The sequence below is a fragment of the Streptomyces poriferorum genome (assembly GCF_019399235.1).
In the GTDB taxonomy this organism is placed as follows: Bacteria; Actinomycetota; Actinomycetes; order Streptomycetales; family Streptomycetaceae; genus Streptomyces; species Streptomyces poriferorum.
The window spans coordinates 19,318-39,585 of the sequence record NZ_JAELVH010000022.1 but is presented as its reverse complement, the minus strand read 5'-3'; the positions used below and the strand labels follow the sequence as shown (position 1 = coordinate 39,585).

Here is a 20,268-nt window from a genome sequence, read left to right as displayed (position 1 = left end):
GCCCAGCTCGTCGCGGACGGCGTGAAGTTCGCGCAGAAGGAAGACATCGTCCCGGCCGAGGCCGACCGCAGGGTCTTCCAGCTCGCGCCGGCCGTCGCGCTGCTTCCGTACCTCCTCGTCCTCCTCGCGATCCCGATCGGCCCCGGTGAGGGCGCGGTCGGCCAGGTCGTCGACGCGGGCATCTTCTTCGTGCTCGCCGTGATGGGCGTCGGCGTGCTCGGCTCCCTCATGGCGGGCTGGGCGTCCGCCAACAAGTTCTCCCTGCTCGGCGGCCTCCGTACCGCCGCGCAGCTGCTCGCGTACGAGCTGCCGATGCTGCTCGCCGCCGCCTCCGTGGCGATGGCGGCCGGCACCGTCTCGCTCCCCGGCATCGTCGACGCCTTCGAGTGGTGGTGGCTGCCCTGGCAGATCGTCGGTGCCCTGGTCTTCTTCGTGGCCGGCCTCGCCGAACTCCAGCGCCCGCCGTTCGACATGCCGGTCGCCGACTCCGAGATCATCTTCGGCGCGTACACCGAGTACACCGGCCTCCGCTTCGCGCTCTTCCTGCTCGCCGAGTACGCGGGCATCGTCGTGCTGTGCGGGCTCACCACCGTCCTCTTCCTCGGTGGCTGGCACGGCCCGCTGGGCGCCGACGGACTCGGCTGGGTCTGGACGCTCCTGAAGGCCGGCATCCTCGCCTTCGTCGTCATCTGGCTGCGCGTGAGCTATCCGCGGCTACGCGAGGACCAGCTCCAGAAGCTCGCCTGGACCACACTCATCCCGCTCGCTCTCGCGCAGATCGCGCTCACCGGCATCGTGAAGGTGGCGATCAACTAGTGCCTCCGATCCCCGGCTCAGGTCTGGCCAAGGGTCTCGCCGTCACCCTGCGGACGATGACGAAGAAGACCGTCACCGCGCAGTACCCGGACGTGCAGCCCGACCTCCCGCCCCGCTCCCGCGGTGTCATCGCGCTGTTCGAGGAGAACTGCACGGTCTGCATGCTCTGCGCGCGTGAGTGCCCGGACTGGTGCATCTACATCGACTCCCACAAGGAGACCGTGCCCGCAGCGGTCCAGGGCGGCCGAGAGCGCAGCCGCAACGTGCTGGACCGGTTCGCGATCGACTTCTCGCTCTGCATGTACTGCGGTATCTGCATCGAGGTGTGCCCGTTCGACGCGCTGTTCTGGTCACCGGAGTTCGAGTACGCGGAGACGGACATCCTCGAACTCACCCATGAGCGCGACAAGCTGCGCGACTGGATGTGGACGGTTCCCGAGCCGCCGGCCCTCGACCCGGCCGCCGAGGAACCGAAGGAGATCGCCGCCGCCCGCAAGACGGCGGACAAGCTCCGCACGCAGCGCGAACAGGAAGCGGCAGAGCGGGAAGCGGCAGCGCAGGCGGCGGATGCGCAGAACGCGGCAGGACAGAACGCGGCAGGACAGGAAGCGGCAGACCGCGAAGGCACCCAGGAGGGACAGGAGTGATGATCGCCACCGGAGTCGCCTCCCTTGACCCCGCCCTCGCCGCAGCCGCGAGCCACCCCGGCTTCCTTTCCCCGACCGGGGTCGAGATCGCCTTCGTCCTCGTCGGCATCGCCACCCTCGGCGCAGCCCTCGTCACCGTCACGACCAGACAGCTGGTGCACGCCGCGCTCTGGCTGATCGTGGCGCTCGGCGGTCTCGCCGTCGAGTACCTCCTGCTCACCGCAGAGTTCATCGCCTGGGTGCAGGTACTGATCTACGTCGGCTCCGTGGTCGTACTCCTTCTCTTTGGCCTGATGCTCACCAGGGCCCCCATCGGCCGCTCCCCGGACGCCGATTCGGAGAACCGCTGGACCGCCCTCGCGGTGGCCGTCGCCGCGGCCGGCACCCTCGTATGGGTCGTCGTCGACGCCTTCCGCACCACCTGGATCGAACTGGACGGCCCGGCCCAGGGCTCCACCGAGGCCACGGGCTCCTTCCTCTTCCGGCACTGGGTGCTGCCCTTCGAAGCGCTCTCCGTCCTCCTGCTCGCCGCCCTCGTCGGCGCGATCGTCCTGTCCCGCAGGGGCAGGGAAACCGCGCCCGGAGCGACCGCGCCCCGTGCGAGCGCACCCGGTGCGAACGCCCCCCGAGCGACCGCACCCCGAGAGGACAAGCGCTGATGCACCTCGCCTATCCCGCCGTGCTCGCCGCCCTCCTCTTCTGTACCGGGCTGTACGGAGTCCTCGCCCGGCGCAACGCGATCCTCGTCCTGATGTCCGTCGAGCTGATGCTCAACGCCGTCAACCTCAACCTCGTCGCCTTCGACGTCTGGCTCCGCGACGCCCTGCACTCCGGCCAGGCCCTCACCCTGTTCACCATCGCCATCGCGGCGGCGGAGATCGGCATCGGCCTGGCGATCGTCCTCGCCGTCTACCGCAACCGGGCCAGTTCGGACATCGACCGCCTCCGCGACACCGCCGAGACCGACGAAGCCGAAGAACTCCCGGACGACCCGGACGACGAGAGCGACGCCGAAGCCCCCGAAGACCAGGCCACTGCTCCGGCAGGGAAGGCAAAGAAGGCTGAGGCCACCGCGTGACCACCACGACCCTCGCCGCGCTCGTCCCCCTTCTCCCGTTCCTGGGCGCGGCGGCCGGCCTCCTCCTCGGCCGCAGCGCACCGGGCTTCGTCCGGCCGCTCGCCGTCCTGCCCTCCCTTGCCTCCCTCGTCATCGCGGCCGTTGTCGCCGCACGCCAGGGCGGCGGGCCGGCCATCGACGCGTCGACCCAGCTCACTCCCACCGGCTCGGTCCCGATCGACCTCGCGCTGCACCTCGACGGCTTCGCCGTCCTCGTCGCCGTCCTGGTCGGCCTCGTCGCGAGCTGCGTGCAGATCTACTCGACCGCCTACCTGCGCGACGACCCCCGCTATCCCTCGTACGCGGCCCTGGTCTCCCTCTTCACCTCCGCGATGCTGCTCGTCGTCTACTCCGGCGACCTGATGGTGCTCCTGGTCGGCTGGGAGATCATGGGCATCTGCTCGTACTTCCTGGTCGGCCACTACTGGGAGACGCCTGAAGCCCGTGCCGCCTCCCTCAAGGCCTTCCTGGTCACCAAGCTCGGCGACGTCCCCTTCCTCATCGGTCTGTTCGCCCTCGCCGCCGACACCGGCACGTTCCGCATCACCGGCATCCTCGGCTCCGTCGCCCATGGCGGTCTCGACCACCCCACGCTGATCGCCCTGCTCCTCCTCGCCGGTGTCGCGGGCAAGTCCGCGCAGTTCCCGCTGCACACCTGGCTGCCCGACGCGATGGCCGGCCCCACGCCCGTCTCCGCGCTGATCCACGCGGCGACGATGGTGGCCGCCGGTATCTACTTCGTGGCCCGGCTCCTCCCCGTCTTCGCCGAATCCGGCGCCGCCCTCGTCGTCCTCGCGGTCATGGCCGCCGTCACGATGATCGGTTCCGGACTCGCAGCCCTCGCGCAGGACGACATCAAGCGCGTCCTCGCGTACTCGACCATCGGCCAGCTCGGATACATGTCCGGGGCCCTGGCCGTCGGCGACCGCGGCGCCGCCGTCTTCCACCTCATCTCGCACGGTGCGTTCAAAGCCGTCCTCTTCCTCGCCGCGGGCGTCGTGATCCACGCCGCCGGTACCAACTCACTGGCCGCCATGTCCCGTATGGGAGGCCTTGCCAAGCGCATCCCCGACGCCTACTGGACGATGACGGTCGCCCTCCTCGCGCTGGCCGCCATCCCTCCGTTCGCCGGCTTCTTCTCCAAGGAAGCCGTCCTCGTCGCCGCCGAGCACACCGCCCTCGGTGACCGGCACGTCGCCCCGGCCGCGGCAGGCTGGACCGTCCTCGTCGCCGGCCTCCTGGCCGCCGTGCTCACCGCCGCCTACGCCACCCGCCTCTGGCTCCTCGCCTTCCGCGGCCGCGGCGCCGAAGCCCCCGACCACGGCAGGCAGCCCGCCGCCATGACGTCGGTCCTTTGGGTGCTGGCCGTCCCCACCATGGCCTTCGGAATCACCGTCGGCGTGATCACCGACTGGTTCGACGGCCACAGCCTCACCCCGTCGCTGACCACCGCCGTGCTGTCCACAGGCGTCGGACTCGTCGGCGGTCTCGTCACCTACGGAGCCTGGCGCCACACCACGGCAATCGCCGCCCGCACCCCCATGGGTTCGGTCGTGGCCCATCCCGACGCGGAACCGGCCCTCGTCGAGATCGAGGCCCTGGAGAGCCACACCGCCGCCTACGGCCCCGCCGGTGACGCCCCCGACCCGGCCGACCCCGGCCGCCTGCTGCTCGGCCCGCTCCACCGCCACGCCGCCACCGGCTTCCACCTGGACGCCCTGTACGCGGCCCTGTTCGTCCGCCCCGTCCAGGCCGCGGCGAGCCTCGTCCGCTTCCTGGACCGCGAGGTCGTCGAGACCTACGTACGCGGCTCCGCCACCGGCGCACGCTGGCTCGGCACCGCCGTCCGCCGCGCGCAGACCGGCAACGTGCAGACCTACCTCAGCGCACTGCTCGCCGGTTCGCTCGTCCTGGCGGTCGCCGCCGTCGTCTTCGCCAACGTCAACGCCGGGTCGTGAGCCGTGATCGATATCAGCGCATCCGTGATGCAGTTCCTTCTGGCGTTCATCGTCGTCGTGCCGCTCCTCGGAGCCGTGGCCGCTCTGCTCCCGGCCCCGCCCGGGCTGAAGGGCAGGAACCCGGACCAGGCCGTGCTCCGCCACGGCGTGACCGTCACCGGCGTGATCCTCATCGCCGCCATCGTGCTGGCCCTGGGCTTCGACCACGACCACCCGTCGAAGATGCAGGCCACCACCGACATCAGCTGGATCCCGGCGCTCGACGTCCGCATCCACCTCGGCATCGACGGCATCTCGCTCCCCCTCCTCGTACTGACCGCGCTGCTGACCTTCCTCTGCGCGCTCTACAGCTACTTCAAGCTGCAACATGAGCGGCTGACGCCGCGGGCCGCGGGCCCCTCCCCGAAGGCCTTCGTCGCCCTGATCCTCGTCCTGGAGTCCGGCACCCTCGCGACCTTCGCCGTCCTCGATCTGCTGCTGTTCTTCCTGGCGTTCGAGATGGTGCTCATCCCGATGTACTTCCTCATCGCCCGCTGGGGCGGTGCGCAGAAGCAGGCAGCCGCCTGGAAGTTCATCCTCTACACACTGCTCGGCTCGGTCGTCATGCTGCTGGGCCTGCTCCTCATCGGACTGAAGAGCGGCACCTTCGACATGGTGGCACTCGCCACTGACAACGGCCGCGGCCTCACCTCGTCCGTGCAGGTCATCGCCGTTCTCGCGATCGGCATCGGGCTCGCGGTGAAGACCCCGATGTGGCCGCTGCACAGCTGGCTCCCCGACGCCCACACCGCCGCCCCGACGGTCGGCTCGGTCCTCCTCGCCGGCGTCATGCTGAAGATGGGCACGTACGGATTCGTCCGCATCCTGCTCCCGATCGCCCCCGACGGCATGCACACCTTCGCGCCCTACCTCGCGGCCTTCGCGGTCGCCGGCATCATCTACGGCTCGCTCGCCTGCCTGGCGCTCGCCCGGCCCGGTGCCAAGGGCGACCTGAAGCGGCTGATCGCGTACTCCTCCGTCGGCCACATGGGCTTCGTCCTCCTCGGCATCGCGAGCATGACCCCCACCGGCGTCAACGGCGCACTCTTCGCCAACATCGCCCACGGACTCATCACCGGCCTGCTGTTCTTCCTGGTCGGCGCGGTCAAGGACCGGTACGGCACCGCCGACCTCGACACCCTCGCCGGAGCGACCGGCGCCGCGCTCTACGGCCGCGCGCCCCGCCTGGGCGGCCTCCTCGCGTTCGCCGCGGTCGCCTCCCTCGGCCTGCCGGGCCTCGCCGGCTTCTGGGGCGAGATGCTCGCCCTGTTCGGCGCCTTCGACCCCGCCGAGGGCCTGAACCGCGCCGCGTTCCTGACCTTCATGTCCATCGCCGCGTTCGGCACCCTGCTCACCGCCGCGTACCTGCTCATCGTGGTCCGCCGCGTCTGCATGGGCGCCAAGCGCGAGGAACCGCACCCGATCGCCGACGTCCAGAGCTACGAGTTCGCGGCCTGGACGCCCCTCGCGGCCCTCACCGTCCTCGCCGGCCTGTGGCCCGCCGTCCTCCTCGGCCTGACCGACCCGGCCGTGCAGAAGCTCCTCGCAGGAGGCAAGTCGTGATCGTGGCAGCCGAAAGCGCCCCCGGCGCAGCGCACCTCGTCCAGTCAGCGGCCGGGAGCACCACCAGCCTCGTCCAGTCCGTCGACTGGCTCGCGATCGCGCCCCCGGTCGTCGTCGCGGCCGTCGCCCTCGTCGTCCTGGTCGCCGACCTCTTCGTCCCCGCGGCCCGCAAGCCGCTCCTCGGCTACGGGGCCGTAGCCGGACTCGTCGCCGCGCTCGCCCTCCTCATTCCGCTGCACGGCGGCGACCGCTCCACCTTCTGCCTCACCACCGGCACCCGCGCCTGCAGCTACACCGCCGACCACTTCACCCTGGTCATCCAGGCACTCGTCCTCGGCGGCGCCCTGCTCACCGCGCTGCTCTCCATCGGCGACACCCGCAAGCTGCCCGCCGGCGAGTTCTGGTTCCTGCTGCTGTCCTCCGCCGCGGGCGCCGCCCTCCTGCCCGCCGCCCGCGACCTCGCCACCCTCGTCGTCGCCCTCGAAGTCGCCTCGCTGCCCGCCTTCGCCCTCGTCGGCATCAAGCGCGGCGACCGGCGCTCCTCCGAGGCCGCGCTGAAGTTCTTCCTCTCCTCCGTCGTCGCGACCGCCGTGATGCTCCTCGGCGTCAGCTTCGTGTACGCGGCGACCGGCACCCTCCACCTCACGGAGATCGCCGCCCGCCTCGACGACGTCCCCGGTCAGCTCTCGACCCTGGCCCAGGCGGGAGTCGCCCTCACTCTCGTCGGCTTCGCGTTCAAGACGGCCGCCGCACCCTTCCACTTCTGGGTCCCCGACACCTACGTCGGCGCCCCCCTGCCGATCGCCGCCTACCTCTCGGTCGTCGGCAAGGCGGTCGGCTTCTCCGGCCTCATCCTCGTCACCGTGGTCGCCTTCCCGTCGTACGCGGACGTCTGGGGCCCCGCCCTCGCCGTCCTCGCCGCGCTCACGATGACCGTCGGCAACGTCGCCGCGCTGCGCCAGAGCGCCACCCGCGCCCGCAGCGCCGTACGGCTGCTCGCCTGGTCGTCCGTCGCCCAGGCCGGCTACCTCCTGGTCCCGATCGCCGCCGCCGCGTACGCCGGAGACCGGCAGATCGGCTCCACCGTCGCGTACGCACTGATGTACGCCGTCGTGAACCTCGGCGCCTTCGCGGTGGCCGCGCTGGTCGCCCGTACCCACCCCGGCAACCGCATCGCCGACTACCGGGGGCTGTACGCCACGCGCCCGCTCGCCGCACTCGCGATGGGCTTCTTCCTGCTCTGCCTGGCCGGACTGCCGCCGGGCATCATCGGGCTCTTCGCCAAGGTCACGGTCTTCTCCTCGGCCGTCGACGCCGGACTCGGCTGGCTCGCCGTCGTCATGGCGGTGAACGTCGTGATCGCGCTCTACTACTACCTCCAGTGGACCGCGGCCCTGTTCCGCAGCCCCGCCGAGGACGGTACGGAGCAGTCCGTCACCCGCCACCGCACGCCGGCACCGCTCACCGTCGCGATCGTCCTCACCGCCGTCGCCGGTATCGCCCTGTCCGGCGCCCCGCAGACCGTCCTCAGATTCGCCGACATCAACCTGTTCTGACGCCCTCATACGGCGGCTCATACGGCGGCCGCCCGGCGGCCTCGCCCGGTGGTTCCTCCGACGGTCTGGTCCAACGGCCTCCTCCGTCGGTCCGGCCCGGCGGCGACTTCAAGATCGGTTTGCCCCCGGCAGCCCGTACAGGGCAGGGTCATGCCCGCGCATGGCAGATGGCGCATACAACCTTCACATCACCACAGAGGAGCCGGAAGCAGTGCTGAACGGGTTCAAGGACTTCATCCTTCGCGGCAACGTCATCTCCATGGCGATCGGCCTCGCCGTCGGAGCGGCGTTCACCGCGGTCGTCACCGGGTTCAGCAACGCGTTCATCGTGCCGCTGATCGGCATCATCACCCGCGGGACGGGCGACTTCAGCAAGGCGCACTTCAAGTTCGACGGCGTGACGTTCCCCTACGGCCTCTTCGTCAGCGCCGCGATCGCCTTCCTCATCACCGCCGCGGTCCTCTACTTCTGCGTCGTCGTGCCCATGTCCAAGGTCCAGGACCGCTTCACCGCCAAGAAGGACCAGGAGCAGGTCGACATCAAGGCCGCCCTGCGCGACTGCCCCCGCTGCTACACGGCGATCCCCGCCGTCGCCTCCCGCTGCGCCCACTGCACCAGTGAGGTCGAGCCCGACCCCGAGGCCCTGGCGCTCGCGAAACTGCCCGTCCAGCGCTGACCCGGCGGCACCCCCTCCACCCGTACGGCCTACGGCCCGCTCCGGCACGAACGCCCGGAGCGGCCGGGCCCCGCGGCCGTGAGCACAAGGGAACTAGCTTTCCCCGCCTGGCGTTGACCAGTACGGGAGGCTCCACTGGGGAGTGGAGCACCACCAAGCAAGGGTTCCCCTGCGGCACCATTTGGAGGGCGTACCGTGCACCGCCGGCACAACGGGCTGAGAACCGCCGTACTCCTCGGGGGCCTGTCCGCACTCATCATCGTCATCGGCAGCTTCTTCGGACGCACGGGCCTGATCGTCGCGCTCCTCGTGGCCGTCGGCACCAACGCCTACGCGTACTGGAACAGCGACAAGCTGGCGCTGCGGGCCATGCGTGCCCGCCCGGTGAGCGAGTTCGAGGCGCCCCAGCTCTACCGCATGGTCCGTGAGCTCTCCACCGCGGCCCGCCAGCCCATGCCGCGGCTCTACATCTCCCCGACCCAGGCCCCCAACGCCTTCGCGACCGGCCGCAACCCGCGCAACGCCGCGGTCTGCTGCACCGAGGGCATCCTCCAGATCCTGGACGAACGGGAACTGCGCGGCGTCCTCGGACACGAGCTCAGTCATGTCTACAACCGCGACATCCTGATCTCGTCCGTCGCCGGGGCGCTCGCCTCCGTCGTCATGTTCCTGGTCAACTTCGCCTGGCTGATCCCGATCGGCCGCTCCAACGACGACGACGGCCCCGGCATCCTCGGTATGCTCCTGATCATGATCCTGGGCCCGCTCGCCGCGTCCGTGATCCAACTGGCCGTCAGCCGTTCCCGGGAGTACGAGGCGGACGCCTCGGGCGCCCAGCTGACCGGCGACCCGCTGGCCCTGGCCAGTGCCCTGCGGAAGCTGGACGCCGGCACCAAGCAGCTTCCACTGCCCCCCGAACCCCGGATCGAGACCGCGAGCCACATGATGATCGCGAACCCGTTCCGCCCCGGGCAGGGCATGTCCAAGATGTTCTCGACCCACCCGCCGATGGCGGAGCGCATCGCCCGACTAGAGCAGATGGCAGGTCATCGCCCGTGAAGACAATTCTGAACGTCATTTGGCTGGTCCTGTGCGGCTTCTGGATGTTCCTCGGATACATCCTCGCGGGACTTCTGCTGTGCATCACGATCATCGGCATCCCGTTCGGCCTGGCGGCCTTCCGTATCGGCCTCTACGCGCTGTGGCCCTTCGGCCACCGTGTCGTCGACCGCCGGGACGCGGGTGCGCCCTCCTGCGTCGGCAACGTGCTCTGGCTGGTCCTCGCCGGCTGGTGGCTGGCGCTCGGCCACATCACCACCGGCATCGCCCTGTGCATCACGATCATCGGCATCCCGCTGGGCATCGCGAACTTCAAGCTGATCCCGGTCTCGCTGTTCCCCTTCGGCAAGGAGATCGTCAGCACCGACGACCAGTTCGCCGGCTGGTAGCCACCCCGCACGCCGAGCGGAGCACAGGCGGTTCACAGCAGTCCGCAGCAGTTCACAGCCGTTGTCCGCAACCAGCCGACCCGTCACGAACGTCTTGGATTGCAGGACCGAGTGACGGGTAGGTTGGCGCGCATGACCATCATTGGCTGGATCATTCTGGGACTTGTCGCGGGCGTCATCGCCAAGATCCTGCTGCCGGGCCGCGACCCCGGCGGCCTCGTGGGGACCACCCTCATCGGGATCGTCGGCGCCTTCCTGGGCGGCTGGATAGCGACGCGCTTCCTGGACCGCACGATCGACAACGAGGACTTCTTCGACCCGGCGACCTGGGTATCGGCCATAGGCGGTTCGCTCGTCCTGTTGATCGGCTACCGGCTGCTGTTCGGGAACTCCCGCGAACGCCGCTGACGCGCCTCGTCGGGCCCCGGGGCGCCGAGACCTGTCTCGCGCAGCGTCAGATTGAGCCGGCCACCGCTCATCCCCGTCCCGGGACCCGCCGTGCCGGGACGGATCCTCGGAACTCCGTGGAACGCGTGACGTGAGGGCCCGCCGAAGACGAACAGGTCCCCGGAGGCCAACTCCACGTCCGTGTAGGGCCGCCCCCGGTTCTCCGTGTTGCCGAAGCGGAAGACGCACGTGTCGCCGATGCTGAGCGAGACGACAGGGGCACCGGACCGTTCCTCCTTGTCCTGGTGCATGCCCATCCGCGCGGCGGCGTCATAGAAGTTGATCAGCGCGGCATCGGGCGCGTACGTCCGTACCGGACTCTCCGTCCCGTACGCCTCCGCCACCGCCGCCCGCCCCAGCTCCGCCAGCCACTGCGGGAACGGGGCGACCGGCGCACCGTTCACGTCGTCCGCCGTGCGGGTGTACCGGTACGGCTGCCAGTGCCACCCCAGGCACACGGTCCGCACGGACATCACCCCACCACCCGGCAGCGCCGTGTGCCGCAGCGGAACGGGCCCGCGCGCCCATGCACGGCACGCCACCACCAACTCCCGCTGCTGCTCGGCCGACAGCCACTCCGGTATGTGTACGGCGCCCGGCGCGACCATCGCCCGCGGCCTGGGGAAGAGCCCGGTCATCAGCCCGCGGCCAGGGCGCCCTCGAGCCCCAGGAGCCGCTCCTTGCGCTCCAGGCCGCCCGCGTAGCCGCGCAGCGCCCCGTCCGCGCCGATGACCCGGTGGCACGGCCGCACCACCAGCAACGGATTGCGCCCGATGGCCGTCCCCACGGCCCGGACACCCGCCCCGGCGGAACCGACCCGCTCGGCGATCTGCCCGTACGACACCGTCTCACCGTACGGAACAGCGTCCAGCGCGGCCCAGACCCGGCGCTGGAAGTCGGTGCCCCGCCCGTCGGCGTACCGGACGTCGAAGCGGGTCCGCCGCCCCTCGAAGTACTCCCGCAACTGGGCGGCGATCCCCTCGAACGCCGCGGGATCGTGCCGCCAGCCGTCCTGGACGACCGCCGCGCCCTTCTGCCCGGGCAGGGAGAGCGAGACGAGCGCGATCCCCGCCGCGGCGCCGGCAGGGCCCGCGGCCTCCTCGCCGACCAGCAGCAGCTCGCCCAGCGGGCTGTCGACCGTCGCGTACATGGTCATGACTCGTCCCTCTCCTCGTCCGTCGGCCCGCCGTATCGTCGGCCGGCACGGACCAGTCTGCGTTGCCCGAACCACCGCGACCGGCGGTATTCGGACATGCAGTCCGGGTGCGGAGCAGCGCGTTCCGCCCCGCTCCCGGACCACCGCGTCCTACCGGTAGTTCGCGAACTGGACGTCGAACTCGAAGTCCTGGCCCTTCAGCAGCGCCTGCACGGCCTGCAGGTCGTCCCGGCTCTTCGAGCTGACCCGCAGCTCGTCGCCCTGGACCTGCGCCTTGACGCCCTTGGGGCCGTCGTCACGAATGATCTTCGCGACCTTCTTGGCGTTCTCCTGGGAGATGCCTTCCTCGATCGTGCAGAACAGCTTGTACTCCTTGCCGGACAGCTGCGGCTCGCCCGCGTCCAGCGACTTCAGCGAGATGCCGCGCTTGATCAGCTTGGACTGGAAGATGTCGAGGATCGCCTTGACGCGCTCCTCGCCGTTCGCCTCCATCAGGATCTTCTCGCCGGACCAGGAGATCGACGCCCCGGTGCCCTTGAAGTCGTAGCGCTGGGAGATCTCCTTGGCGGCCTGGTTGAGGGCGTTGTCGACCTCCTGCCGCTCGACCTTCGAGACGATGTCGAAACTGGAGTCGGCCATGACGTGTGGCTCCTTGTATCGGGGTGCTGGAAAGGAAGTGCTTACAGGGGCGGTCGCGGCCCCTTCGGGCACCACGCCGCCCACAAAGCCTAGCCACCCGCGCCCGTCCCGGCCGCTGATCAATCCAGTGGCGTAGCACCCCCGGGCATCAGGTATCGTTTACGTCGTTGCCACAGAGCGCCGCCGCAAGGCGGGGCCCCACGGCAGCATCCCTTGGCGGTGTGCCCGAGTGGCCAAAGGGAGCAGACTGTAAATCTGCCGGCTCAGCCTACCCAGGTTCGAACCCTGGCGCCGCCACATAGCAAGGCCCCCGTCCTTCGGACGGGGGCCTTCTCTGTTGTGTGACGCTGTGCCGTGACGAGGGGCGTGAAGATGGAATCCGTGCTGGTCAGCGCGTGTCTGCGGGGTGTGCCCTGCCGGTTCGACGGGCGGGGCAGGGCCTTGGCGGAGATGACCGCCGCCCTCGGCGGGCGGGCGCCCGTCGCCTTCTGCCCCGAGGTGGCCGCGGGGCTTCCCACACCCCGCCGCCCCGCCGAGATCGTCGGCGGTGACGGGCACGACGTGCTGGACGGCCGGGCCCGCGTCGTGGACGACACCGGACACGATGTGACCGACGCTTTCGTGGACGGCGCCAGGAGGGAGCTGGAGGCCGCGCGCGAGGCCGGGTGCACCGAGGCGCTGCTCATGGCCCGCAGCCCTTCCTGCGGGCGCGGCGCCGTCTATGACGGCACGTTCGCCGGCGAGCTGCGCGAGGGCGACGGGGTCACCGCCGCCGTGTTGGAGCGGCACGGCATCGCCGTCCGCCCCGCGACCGGCGACTGACCGGGCCCACGACCTTCTTGCGCCCTGGGGTCAGTTCCCCGCGATGTCCTTCACGGCGACCGACACCGGGACGTTGCCCGAGATCAGTTCCAGCGTGAGCCCCGCCGCCGCCGGGGTGTCCAGCAGCTCCGCGATCGCCGCCGCCACATCGTCGCGCGGCACCGGGCCGCGCCCGGTCGACGCGGCGAGCAGGACCTGTCCGGTGCCCGCGTCGTTCGTCAGCATCCCGGGGCGCAGGATCGTCCAGTCGAGGGCCGTCTGGGCGCGCACGTACGCGTCCGCAGCGCCCTTGGCCCGCAGGTAGACGTCGAACACCTCGTCGCCCGGATGGTCCGGGTCGGCGCCCATGGACGACACCACGACGTAGCGCCGCACCCCCGCCCGCTGGGCCGCGTCCGCGAAGAGCACCGCGGCTCCCCGGTCCACCGTGTCCTTGCGTTCCGTGCCGCTGTTCGGGCCCGCCCCGGCCGCGAAGACCGCCGCGTCGGCGCCGCGCAGCACCTCGGCGGCCTCCTCCACGGTGGCCGACTCGAGGTCCAGGACCACGGGTTCGGCTCCTGCGGCCCGGAGATCCTCGCTCTGCTGCGGGTTGCGGATGATGCCCGCCGCCTCGTCCCCGCGCGCAGCGAGCAGCCGCTCCAGCCGCAGCGCGATCTGACCATGTCCACCTGCGATGACAATGCGCATGAAGTCGACGGTACGCCGCGGAGCGCCGCCGCGCTCAAGGCCCGCCGCCCGTCGCGGAATCAGGCCTCCCCTGGCGTGGCAGCCCGAACGAGCCGCCCGTCTCGGAGTCGCAGTACTCGCGCACCGCGCTGGTCCGGGCGACCACCCGGCCGCGGTGCACCACGATGCGGCTGTACGCCAGGGAGAGCACCCCGGCCAGCTGCTCCCCGCGCACGGCGAGGAGCTCCGCGGGGAAGCCCGCCTCGACCCGGACCTCGGGCAGCCCCATGGCGCGCCGGGCCTCCGTCGAGACGGCCTCGTAGGCGTGCTCGGGCCGCAGCCCGCTCTGCGACGCCAGCAGGAAGGCGGCCTCCAGCGGGTCGCCGCGCCCCACCGGGTTGGCGAGGTCGCGCAACGCCCCGCTGCCCGCCGCGACCCGCACACCGGCCGCGCGCAGCAGCCGTACGGGAGCGGTGCCCCGCCGCTCGGCCCCGCAGCAGCCGCCCTGAGGGAGGCAGATGACCGTCACACCGGCTGCGGCGAGCTGGTCGGCGGCGCGGGCGGCAGCCTCCTCGGGAAGCCGGGAGAGACCGGCGCACGGGCCGATGGAGACCCCCTGCCGCATTCCGCCCGCCATCGCCGCGAACCGGGCGAGCCGGGCCGGATCGTCACTGTCCGTGTGCAGGTCGACGGGGCAGCCGTGCTCGGCCGCGACCTCCAGGACGGCCTCCGTGTACCCCGCCGGGTCGGGATCCAGGTCGGGGCAGCCGCCGACCGCGCCGGCTCCCATCTTCAGCGCGTCGCGCAGCATCGCCAGGTTGCCGGCTCCCGCGACGCCGGTGAGCAGCCGGGGGACGGCGACCGCGGTCAGATCGGCGAGCCCGCGCAGCGAACGGCGGGCCTGAAGCACGGCTTCGAGGGCGCCCAGGCCCTGTATGTCGCCGATCCGTACGTGTGAGCGCAGGGCGGTGGCACCGTGGCCGAGTTGCAGCAACGCGGCCTCGGTGGCGCGTCGCTGGACGTCGTCGGGGTGCTGCGACGCGGGCCCGGGGGTGCCGGGTCCGGCGCCGTCCGCGGTCAGCGCGGTGTCGCTGTGGGCGTGCGGTTCGGCGGGGGCGGGGAGCAGCAGGTGGCCGCCGAGGTCCAGGCGGGCGCCGGGCGCGACGAGGCTCCCGGCGGTGCCGACGGCCTCGATGCGGCCGCCGCCGAGCCGTACGTCCACGATGCGGCCGTCGGCGAGACGGGCGCCGCAGAGCGTCAGCGCGGAGTTCGCCGGGCTGCCGGTGGAGTCGGCCCTGTGGTCGTCCGGCTGCCGCGGCTGACTGTCGGGCATCGCGGCTCCTGGGAGGGGTCAGGATCACTCAGAGTGAGACGAGCCTAGGGGTGTGCCCGGCCCGGTTCGAGGAGGAGCGAAATAGTCGTACCGGCGCGGTCCCGTGGTGCGTGAGGGGCCGGGGATCACGTGAGGGGCCAGGGGTGGACGAGTGGCTGATCAAGGGCCCGGAGCGGGGCCTGGCAAGGCCCTGGAGCGGTGCTGATCGAGGGCGCGGGATGGGGCTTCGAAACGGATTTGGGTGAACGGCGACCGACGTGTAATGTCTTCATCGCTCGCCCCAATAGCTCAGTCGGTAGAGCGTCTCCATGGTAAGGAGAAGGTCTGCGGTTCGATTCCGCATTGGGGCTCTGGTGATCGGGAAACCCCGCTTCGGCGGGGGGACTCAGTCATCAAAGCGGTGTAGCTCAGTCGGTAGAGCAAGCGGCTCATAATCGCTGTGTCACCGGTTCAAGTCCGGTCACCGCTACTAACAGTAGCCGATTGTGGGGTCGGTCCTCCGATCGGCTACTCTTTTTTTGCGTTCATCCGTCCACCGTCCGTCCAAGGAGCACTCACGTGGCTGCCACCGACGTCCGCCCGAAGATCACGCTGGCCTGCGTGGAGTGCAAGGAGCGGAACTACATCACCAAGAAGAACCGGCGTAACAACCCGGACCGTCTTGAGATGAAGAAGCATTGCCCGCGCTGCAACTCGCACACTGCGCACCGCGAAACGCGCTGAATCAGGCTCGTACACGAGGCCGTCCCCATTGGGGGCGGCCTCGTGTCGTTTGTACTGGGCTGTACCTGTAGCTGTGGCCGTAGCTGTGCTGCGGCCCCTTCATCTTTCATCAGGAGGTTGCGAGCTCATGGCGCTCGACCAGTCCTTCGTGGGGCGGACCTATCCGCCCACCCCGGCGTACGAGGTCGGCCGGGAGAAGATCCGAGAGTTCGCCGAGGCGGTGGGCGACGCAAATCCGGCGTACGTCGACCCCGAAGCGGCCAGGGCGCTCGGTCACAGCGATGTCATCGCGCCGCCGACGTTCGTGTTCTCGATCACGTTCAAGGCCGCCGGCCAGGTCGTCCAGGACCCGCTGCTGGGCCTGGACTACAGCCGGGTCGTGCACGGTGACCAGAAGTTCGTCTATGCGCGTCCGGTGCGGGCGGGGGACCGGCTGACGGTCACCTCGACGATCGAGGCGATCAAGTCCCTGGCGGGGAACGACATCGTGGACATCCGTGGCGAAGTGCACGACGAGTCCGGTGAGCATGTCGTGACGGCGTGGACGAAGCTGGTGGCACGCGCCGCCGAGGAGGCGTGATGACGGCGAAGGTGAGTTACGACTCGGTCGAGGTCGGTACGGAGCTGCCGGCGCGGTCCTTCCCGGTCACCCGCGCGACGCTCGTGCAGTACGCGGGCGCCTCGGGCGACTTCAACCCGATCCACTGGAACGAGAAGTTCGCGCGCGAGGTCGGGCTGGAGGACGTGATCGCCCACGGCATGTTCACCATGGCCGAGGCGATCCGCGTGGTCACGGACTGGGCCGGTGACCCGGGTGCGGTCGTCGAGTACGGGGTGCGGTTCACCCGGCAGGTCGTCGTCCCCAACGACGACAAGGGCGCGCTGATCGAGGTCAGCGCCAAGGTGGGCGCGCTGCTGGACGACAAGCGCGTACGGGTCGACCTGACGGCGACGAGCGGCGACAAGAAGGTGCTGGGCATGTCCCGCGCCGTGGTGCAGCTCGGCTGACACCGTCGCGACGTGCTGACGCAAGGGGCGCGGTCCATGGGGCCGCGCCCCTTACGCATGAGGTCGTGAGCGTGGGGCCCGCCCGCCGCGCAGGGGGCGCGGCCCAGGGGCCGAGGTGCCCGGCCGGCGGAGCGTGGACCGTACTCTTGTCCCCGTGCAGGAACTCCACGACGCGCCCCTCGCCCCCCTGACCACCTTCCGGCTCGGCGGCCCCGCCACCCGGCTCCTCACCGCGACGACCGACGCCGAAGTGGTCGAGGCCGTGCGCGAGGCCGACGACAGCGGTACCCCCCTCCTGGTCATCGGCGGGGGCAGCAACCTGGTCATCGGTGACAAGGGCTTCGAAGGCACCGCCCTGCGCATCGCGACCAAGGGCTTCGTGCTGGACGGGCCCACGCTCGAACTGGCCGCCGGAGAGGTCTGGACGGACGCCGTCGCCCGCAGTGTGGAGGCCGGACTGGCGGGCCTCGAATGCCTGGCCGGCATCCCCGGATCGGCGGGGGCCACCCCGATCCAGAACGTCGGGGCCTACGGGCAGGAGGTGTCGTCCACCATCACGGAGGTCGTCGCCTACGACCGGCGCACCCGGGAAACGGTCACGATCCCGAACTCCGAGTGCGCCTTCGCGTACCGGCACAGCCGCTTCAAGGCCGAACCCGACCGGTTCGTGGTGCTGCGTGTCCGCTTCGGGCTGGAAGAGGCGGGCGGCCTGTCCGCGCCCCTCAAGTACCCCGAGACGGCACGTGCCATGGGTGTGGAGGAGGGGGAGCGCGTCCCCGCCGCGGCCGCCCGTGAAACCGTGCTCCGGCTCCGCGCCGGCAAGGGCATGGTGCTCGACCCCGAGGACCACGACACCTGGTCGGCCGGGTCCTTCTTCACCAACCCGATCCTGGACCCGGCGCAGTTCGAGGCCTTCCTCGCCCGGGTGGCGCAGCACCTCGGACCGGACGTCACGCCCCCCGCCTTCCCCGCGGGCGAGGGACGTACCAAGACCTCGGCGGCCTGGCTCATCGACCGGGCCGGTTTCACCAAGGGATACGGCTCCGGCCCTGCCCGCATCTCCACCAAGCACACCCTGGCCCTCACGAACCGCGGCGCGGCGAGCACCGAGGACCTGCTGGCCCTGGCACGCGAGGTCGTCGCCGGGGTCCACGACGTCTTCGGCGTCACGCTCGTCAACGAACCGGTGACCGTCGGCGTGAGCCTGTAGGCGGCGTCAGTACGCCACACCGACCCCCTGCTTCACCGACGCCGGGTCGTCGGTCAGCGCCAGCATCGCGTGCGCCACGTCGGCCCGTGAGATGGACCGGCCGCTGCGCGGGTTGCTGCCGATGACGGTCCGGTAGTCGCCCGTCAGCGGCCCGTTGGTGAGCTTCGGGGGACGCACCGACGTCCAGTCCGTTGCGGAGGCCGCCAGCGCTGCCTCCATGGCGGTGAGGTCCGCGTAGACCTCCTTCAGGATCGCGCCGATCGCCGCGAGCATCATGCGGTCGGGCAGCGGGTCGTCCGCGGGCTTCGGGGCGACGGGGGCCGCGCTCACCACGAGCAGCCGCCGGGTCCCCTCCGCCTCCATGGCCGTCAGCACGGTGCGGGTCAGCCGTTCCGCGATCCCGCCGGCCTTCCGGCCCCGGGCGCCGAGACCGGAGAGCACCGCGTCGCGGCCCGCGACCGCCTCACGCAGCGCCTCCGGGTCGTCGATACGGGCCGCGGTGTGGACCGTGAGGCCGGAGAGCGGCACCGGCAGCCGCGCGGGATCGCGGACCACCGCCGTCACCTCGTGCCCCGCCGCCACCGCCTGCCGGACGATCTCCTGCCCGATGCCGCCTGTCGCGCCGAACACCGTGAGCTTCATGGCACACCCTCCCAAGGTGGGTAAGTATTCACTCACCTCTAGAGTGAGTGGGTACTCACCCACTCGTCAAGCTTCGTTGGAGAGCACATGGAGCAGAAGCCGGCCCGCGCCCGCATCATCGACGCCGCCCACCGGCTGATGCTCACCATCGGCCTGGCCCGGGCCACCACCAAGGAGATCGCCCGGGCCGCCGGCTGCTCCGAGGCGGCGCTCTACAAGCACTTCCCGAGCAAGGAAGAGCTGTTCGTGGTGGTGCTGAAGGAGCGTCTGCCCAAGGTCGACGGGGTCCTGAAGCGGCTCATCGCCGATCCGGGGGAGGGGGAGCGGACGGTGGAGCGGAATCTCACCGAGATCGCCCGCGAGGCCGCCCTCTTCTACGAGCAGAGCTTCCCGATCGCCGCGTCCCTGTACGCCGAGCCGAGGCTCAAGGCGCGCCACAACGCCGCCATGCGCGAGCTGGGGACCGGTCCCCACATCCCCATCCGCGGGCTGGACGCGTATCTGCGCGCCGAACAGACGGCCGGCCGGGTACGGGCCGACGCCGACACGTACGCGGCCGCCTCCCTGCTGATGGGGGCCTGCGCCCAGCGGGCCTTCGCCTACGACGCGACACAGACCGGTGAGCCGCCGCAGCCGCTCGACGCCTTCGCGGCCTCGGTCGCCCGGATGCTGCTGGCCGGGCTCACGGGCGAAAGGCCGTAGACAGCGTCAGTGCGCCGGCTCGGCCAGCCATGCGTCGACGCCCGCCAGAAGCTCCGTACGGACCGCTTCGGGCGCCGCCGAACCCCGTACCGACTGGCGCGCCAGCTCGGCCAGCTCCTCGTCGGTGAACGCGTGATGGCGGCGTACGAGGTCGTACTGCGCGGCCAGCCGGGACCCGAAGAGCAGGGGGTCGTCCGCACCGAGGGCCATCGGCACGCCGGCCTCGAACAGAGTGCGCAGGGGTACGTCGGACGGCTTCTCGTAGACGCCGAGCGCCACGTTGGACGCCGGGCACACCTCGCAGGTCACCCCGCGCTCCGCCAGCCTGCGCAGCAGCCGCGGGTCCTCGGCGGCCCGGACCCCGTGCCCGACCCGTGCCGCGTCGAGGTCGTCCAGGCAGTCGCGGACGCTGGAGGGGCCCGACAGCTCACCGCCGTGCGGGGCCGCCAGCAGGCCGCCCTCCCTGGCGATGGCGAAGGCCCGGTCGAAGTCACGCGCCATGCCGCGCCGCTCGTCGTTGGAGAGCCCGAACCCGACGACACCCCGGTCCGCGTACCGCACCGCGAGCCGCGCCAGCGTCCTGGCGTCCAGCGGATGCTTCATCCGGTTCGCCGCGATCACCACCCGCATCGGCAGCCCGGTATCGCGCGAGGCGCTGTCCACCGCGTCCAGGATGATCTCGATCGCGGGGATGAGCCCGCCGAGCAGGGGCGCGTACGAGGTGGGGTCGACCTGGATCTCCAGCCAGCCGGAGCCGTCCGCCACGTCCTCCTGGGCGGCCTCGCGCACCAGCCGCTGGATGTCCTCGGGAGCCCGCAGACAGGACCGGGCGATGTCGTAGAGCCGCTGGAAACGGAACCAGCCGCGCTCGTCCGTCGCCCGCAGGCTGGGGGGCTCGCCACCGGTCAGCGCCTCGGGCAGCCGCACTCCGTACTTGTCGGCGAGTTCGAGCAGCGTCGTGGGCCGCATCGACCCGGTGAAATGCAGGTGCAGGTGGGCCTTGGGCAACAGCCGTACATCACGCTCCATCCATGGATCTTGCCGCACGGACGGGGTGGCGCGGTAGCCGGTTTCCCCATCGAGTTGCCCATCGAACGGAT

24 protein-coding genes and 3 tRNA genes are annotated in these 20,268 nt (G+C 71.0%); 20 read left to right on the top strand and 7 right to left on the bottom strand.

Annotation, left to right across the window (positions count from 1 at the left end):
* From JGS39_RS06705 to JGS39_RS06655, 11 genes are all read left to right on the top strand, one after another.
* Window positions 1–816: complex I subunit 1/NuoH family protein (locus tag JGS39_RS06705; RefSeq protein WP_219567785.1), on the top strand; the 816-nt coding region annotated here is incomplete at its 5' end.
* Complete coding sequence (locus tag JGS39_RS06700) at window positions 816–1,463, top strand: NuoI/complex I 23 kDa subunit family protein (RefSeq protein ID WP_219567784.1); 648 nt, start codon at window positions 816–818, stop codon at window positions 1,461–1,463. The genes JGS39_RS06705 and JGS39_RS06700, both read left to right, overlap by 1 nt.
* Window positions 1,463–2,122: an NADH-quinone oxidoreductase subunit J family protein gene (locus JGS39_RS06695; protein WP_219567783.1), complete on the top strand. Its 660-nt coding sequence runs from the start codon at window positions 1,463–1,465 to the stop codon at window positions 2,120–2,122. The genes JGS39_RS06700 and JGS39_RS06695 overlap by 1 nt, the downstream gene beginning before the upstream one ends.
* Window positions 2,122–2,541, top strand: coding sequence for an NADH-quinone oxidoreductase subunit NuoK (nuoK, locus tag JGS39_RS06690; protein ID WP_219567782.1), 420 nt, complete (start codon window positions 2,122–2,124; stop codon window positions 2,539–2,541). The genes JGS39_RS06695 and nuoK overlap by 1 nt, the downstream gene beginning before the upstream one ends.
* Entirely contained in the window at window positions 2,538–4,538 is a 2,001-nt protein-coding gene (locus JGS39_RS06685) for an NADH-quinone oxidoreductase subunit 5 family protein (RefSeq protein WP_219567781.1), read from the top strand. Before nuoK ends, JGS39_RS06685 begins: the two co-directional genes overlap by 4 nt.
* 27 nt (window positions 4,539–4,565) lie before the next feature.
* Window positions 4,566–6,140, top strand: coding sequence for a complex I subunit 4 family protein (locus JGS39_RS06680; protein WP_219567787.1), 1,575 nt, complete (start codon window positions 4,566–4,568; stop codon window positions 6,138–6,140).
* A complete protein-coding gene (locus JGS39_RS06675; RefSeq protein ID WP_371930602.1) occupies window positions 6,137–7,696 on the top strand; it encodes an NADH-quinone oxidoreductase subunit N in 1,560 nt (519 codons plus the stop codon). The genes JGS39_RS06680 and JGS39_RS06675 overlap by 4 nt, the downstream gene beginning before the upstream one ends.
* A gap of 211 nt (window positions 7,697–7,907) precedes the next feature.
* Entirely contained in the window at window positions 7,908–8,372 is a 465-nt protein-coding gene (gene mscL, locus JGS39_RS06670) for a large conductance mechanosensitive channel protein MscL (RefSeq protein WP_219567786.1), read from the top strand.
* A 195-nt stretch (window positions 8,373–8,567) separates the two neighbouring features.
* Window positions 8,568–9,431 (top strand): zinc metalloprotease HtpX, encoded by an 864-nt coding sequence (htpX, locus tag JGS39_RS06665; RefSeq protein WP_219567780.1) that lies wholly within the window; start codon window positions 8,568–8,570, stop codon window positions 9,429–9,431.
* Window positions 9,428–9,820, top strand: a complete 393-nt coding sequence (locus tag JGS39_RS06660; protein ID WP_219567779.1) for a YccF domain-containing protein — start codon at window positions 9,428–9,430, stop codon at window positions 9,818–9,820. The genes htpX and JGS39_RS06660 overlap by 4 nt, the downstream gene beginning before the upstream one ends.
* A gap of 132 nt (window positions 9,821–9,952) precedes the next feature.
* The gene (locus JGS39_RS06655) at window positions 9,953–10,228 is read left to right on the top strand and encodes a GlsB/YeaQ/YmgE family stress response membrane protein (RefSeq protein WP_148020198.1); all 276 of its coding nucleotides are present in this window, start codon (window positions 9,953–9,955) and stop codon (window positions 10,226–10,228) included.
* Here JGS39_RS06655 and JGS39_RS06650 read toward each other — a convergent pair.
* From JGS39_RS06650 to JGS39_RS06640, 3 genes are all read right to left on the bottom strand, one after another.
* On the bottom strand, window positions 10,189–10,905 hold the full coding sequence (locus JGS39_RS06650; RefSeq protein WP_219567778.1) for an alpha-ketoglutarate-dependent dioxygenase AlkB family protein: 717 nt from the start codon (window positions 10,903–10,905) through the stop codon (window positions 10,189–10,191). The genes JGS39_RS06655 and JGS39_RS06650 overlap by 40 nt on opposite strands.
* Window positions 10,905–11,423, bottom strand: coding sequence for a methylated-DNA--[protein]-cysteine S-methyltransferase (locus tag JGS39_RS06645; RefSeq protein ID WP_219567777.1), 519 nt, complete (start codon window positions 11,421–11,423; stop codon window positions 10,905–10,907). Before JGS39_RS06645 ends, JGS39_RS06650 begins: the two co-directional genes overlap by 1 nt.
* Window positions 11,424–11,573: 150 nt before the next feature.
* Window positions 11,574–12,062, bottom strand: a complete 489-nt coding sequence (locus JGS39_RS06640; protein ID WP_219567776.1) for a YajQ family cyclic di-GMP-binding protein — start codon at window positions 12,060–12,062, stop codon at window positions 11,574–11,576.
* Between the two features lie 215 nt (window positions 12,063–12,277).
* On the opposite strand from JGS39_RS06640, the gene JGS39_RS06635 reads away from it, so the two are divergent.
* Window positions 12,278–12,359 (top strand) — tRNA-Tyr (locus JGS39_RS06635).
* A 75-nt stretch (window positions 12,360–12,434) separates the two neighbouring features.
* A complete protein-coding gene (locus JGS39_RS06630; RefSeq protein ID WP_219567775.1) occupies window positions 12,435–12,884 on the top strand; it encodes a 2-thiouracil desulfurase family protein in 450 nt (149 codons plus the stop codon).
* Window positions 12,885–12,914: 30 nt separating this feature from the next.
* On the opposite strand, the gene JGS39_RS06625 is transcribed toward JGS39_RS06630, so the two are convergent.
* Window positions 12,915–13,571: an SDR family oxidoreductase gene (locus tag JGS39_RS06625; RefSeq protein ID WP_219567774.1), complete on the bottom strand. Its 657-nt coding sequence runs from the start codon at window positions 13,569–13,571 to the stop codon at window positions 12,915–12,917.
* 34 nt (window positions 13,572–13,605) lie between these two features.
* Window positions 13,606–14,883, bottom strand: coding sequence for an amidohydrolase family protein (locus JGS39_RS06620; protein ID WP_219567773.1), 1,278 nt, complete (start codon window positions 14,881–14,883; stop codon window positions 13,606–13,608).
* 277 nt (window positions 14,884–15,160) lie between these two features.
* Between JGS39_RS06620 and JGS39_RS06615 the strand changes: the two genes are divergently transcribed.
* The 6 genes from JGS39_RS06615 to JGS39_RS06590 all read left to right on the top strand — a co-directional run bounded on the left by JGS39_RS06615 (window position 15,161) and on the right by JGS39_RS06590 (window position 17,824).
* A tRNA-Thr gene (locus tag JGS39_RS06615) sits at window positions 15,161–15,233 on the top strand.
* Window positions 15,234–15,279: 46 nt separating this feature from the next.
* A tRNA-Met gene (locus JGS39_RS06610) sits at window positions 15,280–15,352 on the top strand.
* An 89-nt stretch (window positions 15,353–15,441) separates the two neighbouring features.
* Complete coding sequence (gene rpmG / locus JGS39_RS06605) at window positions 15,442–15,606, top strand: 50S ribosomal protein L33 (RefSeq protein ID WP_003956487.1); 165 nt, start codon at window positions 15,442–15,444, stop codon at window positions 15,604–15,606.
* Between the two features lie 127 nt (window positions 15,607–15,733).
* Complete coding sequence (locus JGS39_RS06600) at window positions 15,734–16,186, top strand: MaoC family dehydratase N-terminal domain-containing protein (RefSeq protein WP_219567772.1); 453 nt, start codon at window positions 15,734–15,736, stop codon at window positions 16,184–16,186.
* Complete coding sequence (locus JGS39_RS06595) at window positions 16,186–16,614, top strand: MaoC family dehydratase (RefSeq protein WP_219567771.1); 429 nt, start codon at window positions 16,186–16,188, stop codon at window positions 16,612–16,614. The genes JGS39_RS06600 and JGS39_RS06595 overlap by 1 nt, the downstream gene beginning before the upstream one ends.
* A gap of 154 nt (window positions 16,615–16,768) precedes the next feature.
* A complete protein-coding gene (locus JGS39_RS06590) occupies window positions 16,769–17,824 on the top strand; it encodes a UDP-N-acetylmuramate dehydrogenase (protein WP_219567770.1) in 1,056 nt (351 codons plus the stop codon).
* A 6-nt stretch (window positions 17,825–17,830) separates the two neighbouring features.
* Here JGS39_RS06590 and JGS39_RS06585 read toward each other — a convergent pair whose 3' ends face one another.
* Window positions 17,831–18,466 (bottom strand): NAD(P)-dependent oxidoreductase, encoded by a 636-nt coding sequence (locus JGS39_RS06585; RefSeq protein WP_219567769.1) that lies wholly within the window; start codon window positions 18,464–18,466, stop codon window positions 17,831–17,833.
* 87 nt (window positions 18,467–18,553) lie between these two features.
* Between JGS39_RS06585 and JGS39_RS06580 the strand changes: the two genes are divergently transcribed.
* Entirely contained in the window at window positions 18,554–19,168 is a 615-nt protein-coding gene (locus JGS39_RS06580) for a TetR/AcrR family transcriptional regulator (RefSeq protein ID WP_219567768.1), read from the top strand.
* A 6-nt stretch (window positions 19,169–19,174) separates the two neighbouring features.
* Here JGS39_RS06580 and JGS39_RS06575 read toward each other — a convergent pair whose 3' ends face one another.
* Window positions 19,175–20,197 carry an adenosine deaminase gene (locus JGS39_RS06575; RefSeq protein ID WP_219567767.1) on the bottom strand — a complete coding sequence of 341 codons (1,023 nt, stop codon included), beginning with the start codon at window positions 20,195–20,197 and terminating at the stop codon, window positions 19,175–19,177.
* Between the last annotated feature and the right edge of the window lie 71 nt (window positions 20,198–20,268).

Bases quoted from the DNA above. Each gene is read 5' to 3' on its own strand.
- JGS39_RS06680 (WP_219567787.1), top strand. From the start codon at position 4,566: ATGCAGTTCCTTCTGGCGTTCATCGTCGTCGTGCCGCTCCTCGGAGCC.
- JGS39_RS06630 (WP_219567775.1), top strand. From the start codon at position 12,435: ATGGAATCCGTGCTGGTCAGCGCGTGTCTGCGGGGTGTGCCCTGCCGG.
- JGS39_RS06580 (WP_219567768.1), top strand. From the start codon at position 18,554: ATGGAGCAGAAGCCGGCCCGCGCCCGCATCATCGACGCCGCCCACCGG.
- JGS39_RS06695 (WP_219567783.1), top strand. From the start codon at position 1,463: ATGATCGCCACCGGAGTCGCCTCCCTTGACCCCGCCCTCGCCGCAGCC.
- JGS39_RS06620 (WP_219567773.1), bottom strand. From the start codon at position 14,883: ATGCCCGACAGTCAGCCGCGGCAGCCGGACGACCACAGGGCCGACTCC.
- JGS39_RS06595 (WP_219567771.1), top strand. From the start codon at position 16,186: ATGACGGCGAAGGTGAGTTACGACTCGGTCGAGGTCGGTACGGAGCTG.
- JGS39_RS06655 (WP_148020198.1), top strand. From the start codon at position 9,953: ATGACCATCATTGGCTGGATCATTCTGGGACTTGTCGCGGGCGTCATC.
- JGS39_RS06585 (WP_219567769.1), bottom strand. From the start codon at position 18,466: ATGAAGCTCACGGTGTTCGGCGCGACAGGCGGCATCGGGCAGGAGATC.
- JGS39_RS06645 (WP_219567777.1), bottom strand. From the start codon at position 11,423: ATGACCATGTACGCGACGGTCGACAGCCCGCTGGGCGAGCTGCTGCTG.
- nuoK (WP_219567782.1), top strand. From the start codon at position 2,122: ATGCACCTCGCCTATCCCGCCGTGCTCGCCGCCCTCCTCTTCTGTACC.
- JGS39_RS06640 (WP_219567776.1), bottom strand. From the start codon at position 12,062: ATGGCCGACTCCAGTTTCGACATCGTCTCGAAGGTCGAGCGGCAGGAG.
- JGS39_RS06600 (WP_219567772.1), top strand. From the start codon at position 15,734: ATGGCGCTCGACCAGTCCTTCGTGGGGCGGACCTATCCGCCCACCCCG.
- JGS39_RS06650 (WP_219567778.1), bottom strand. From the start codon at position 10,905: ATGACCGGGCTCTTCCCCAGGCCGCGGGCGATGGTCGCGCCGGGCGCC.
- JGS39_RS06575 (WP_219567767.1), bottom strand. From the start codon at position 20,197: ATGGAGCGTGATGTACGGCTGTTGCCCAAGGCCCACCTGCACCTGCAT.
- JGS39_RS06625 (WP_219567774.1), bottom strand. From the start codon at position 13,571: ATGCGCATTGTCATCGCAGGTGGACATGGTCAGATCGCGCTGCGGCTG.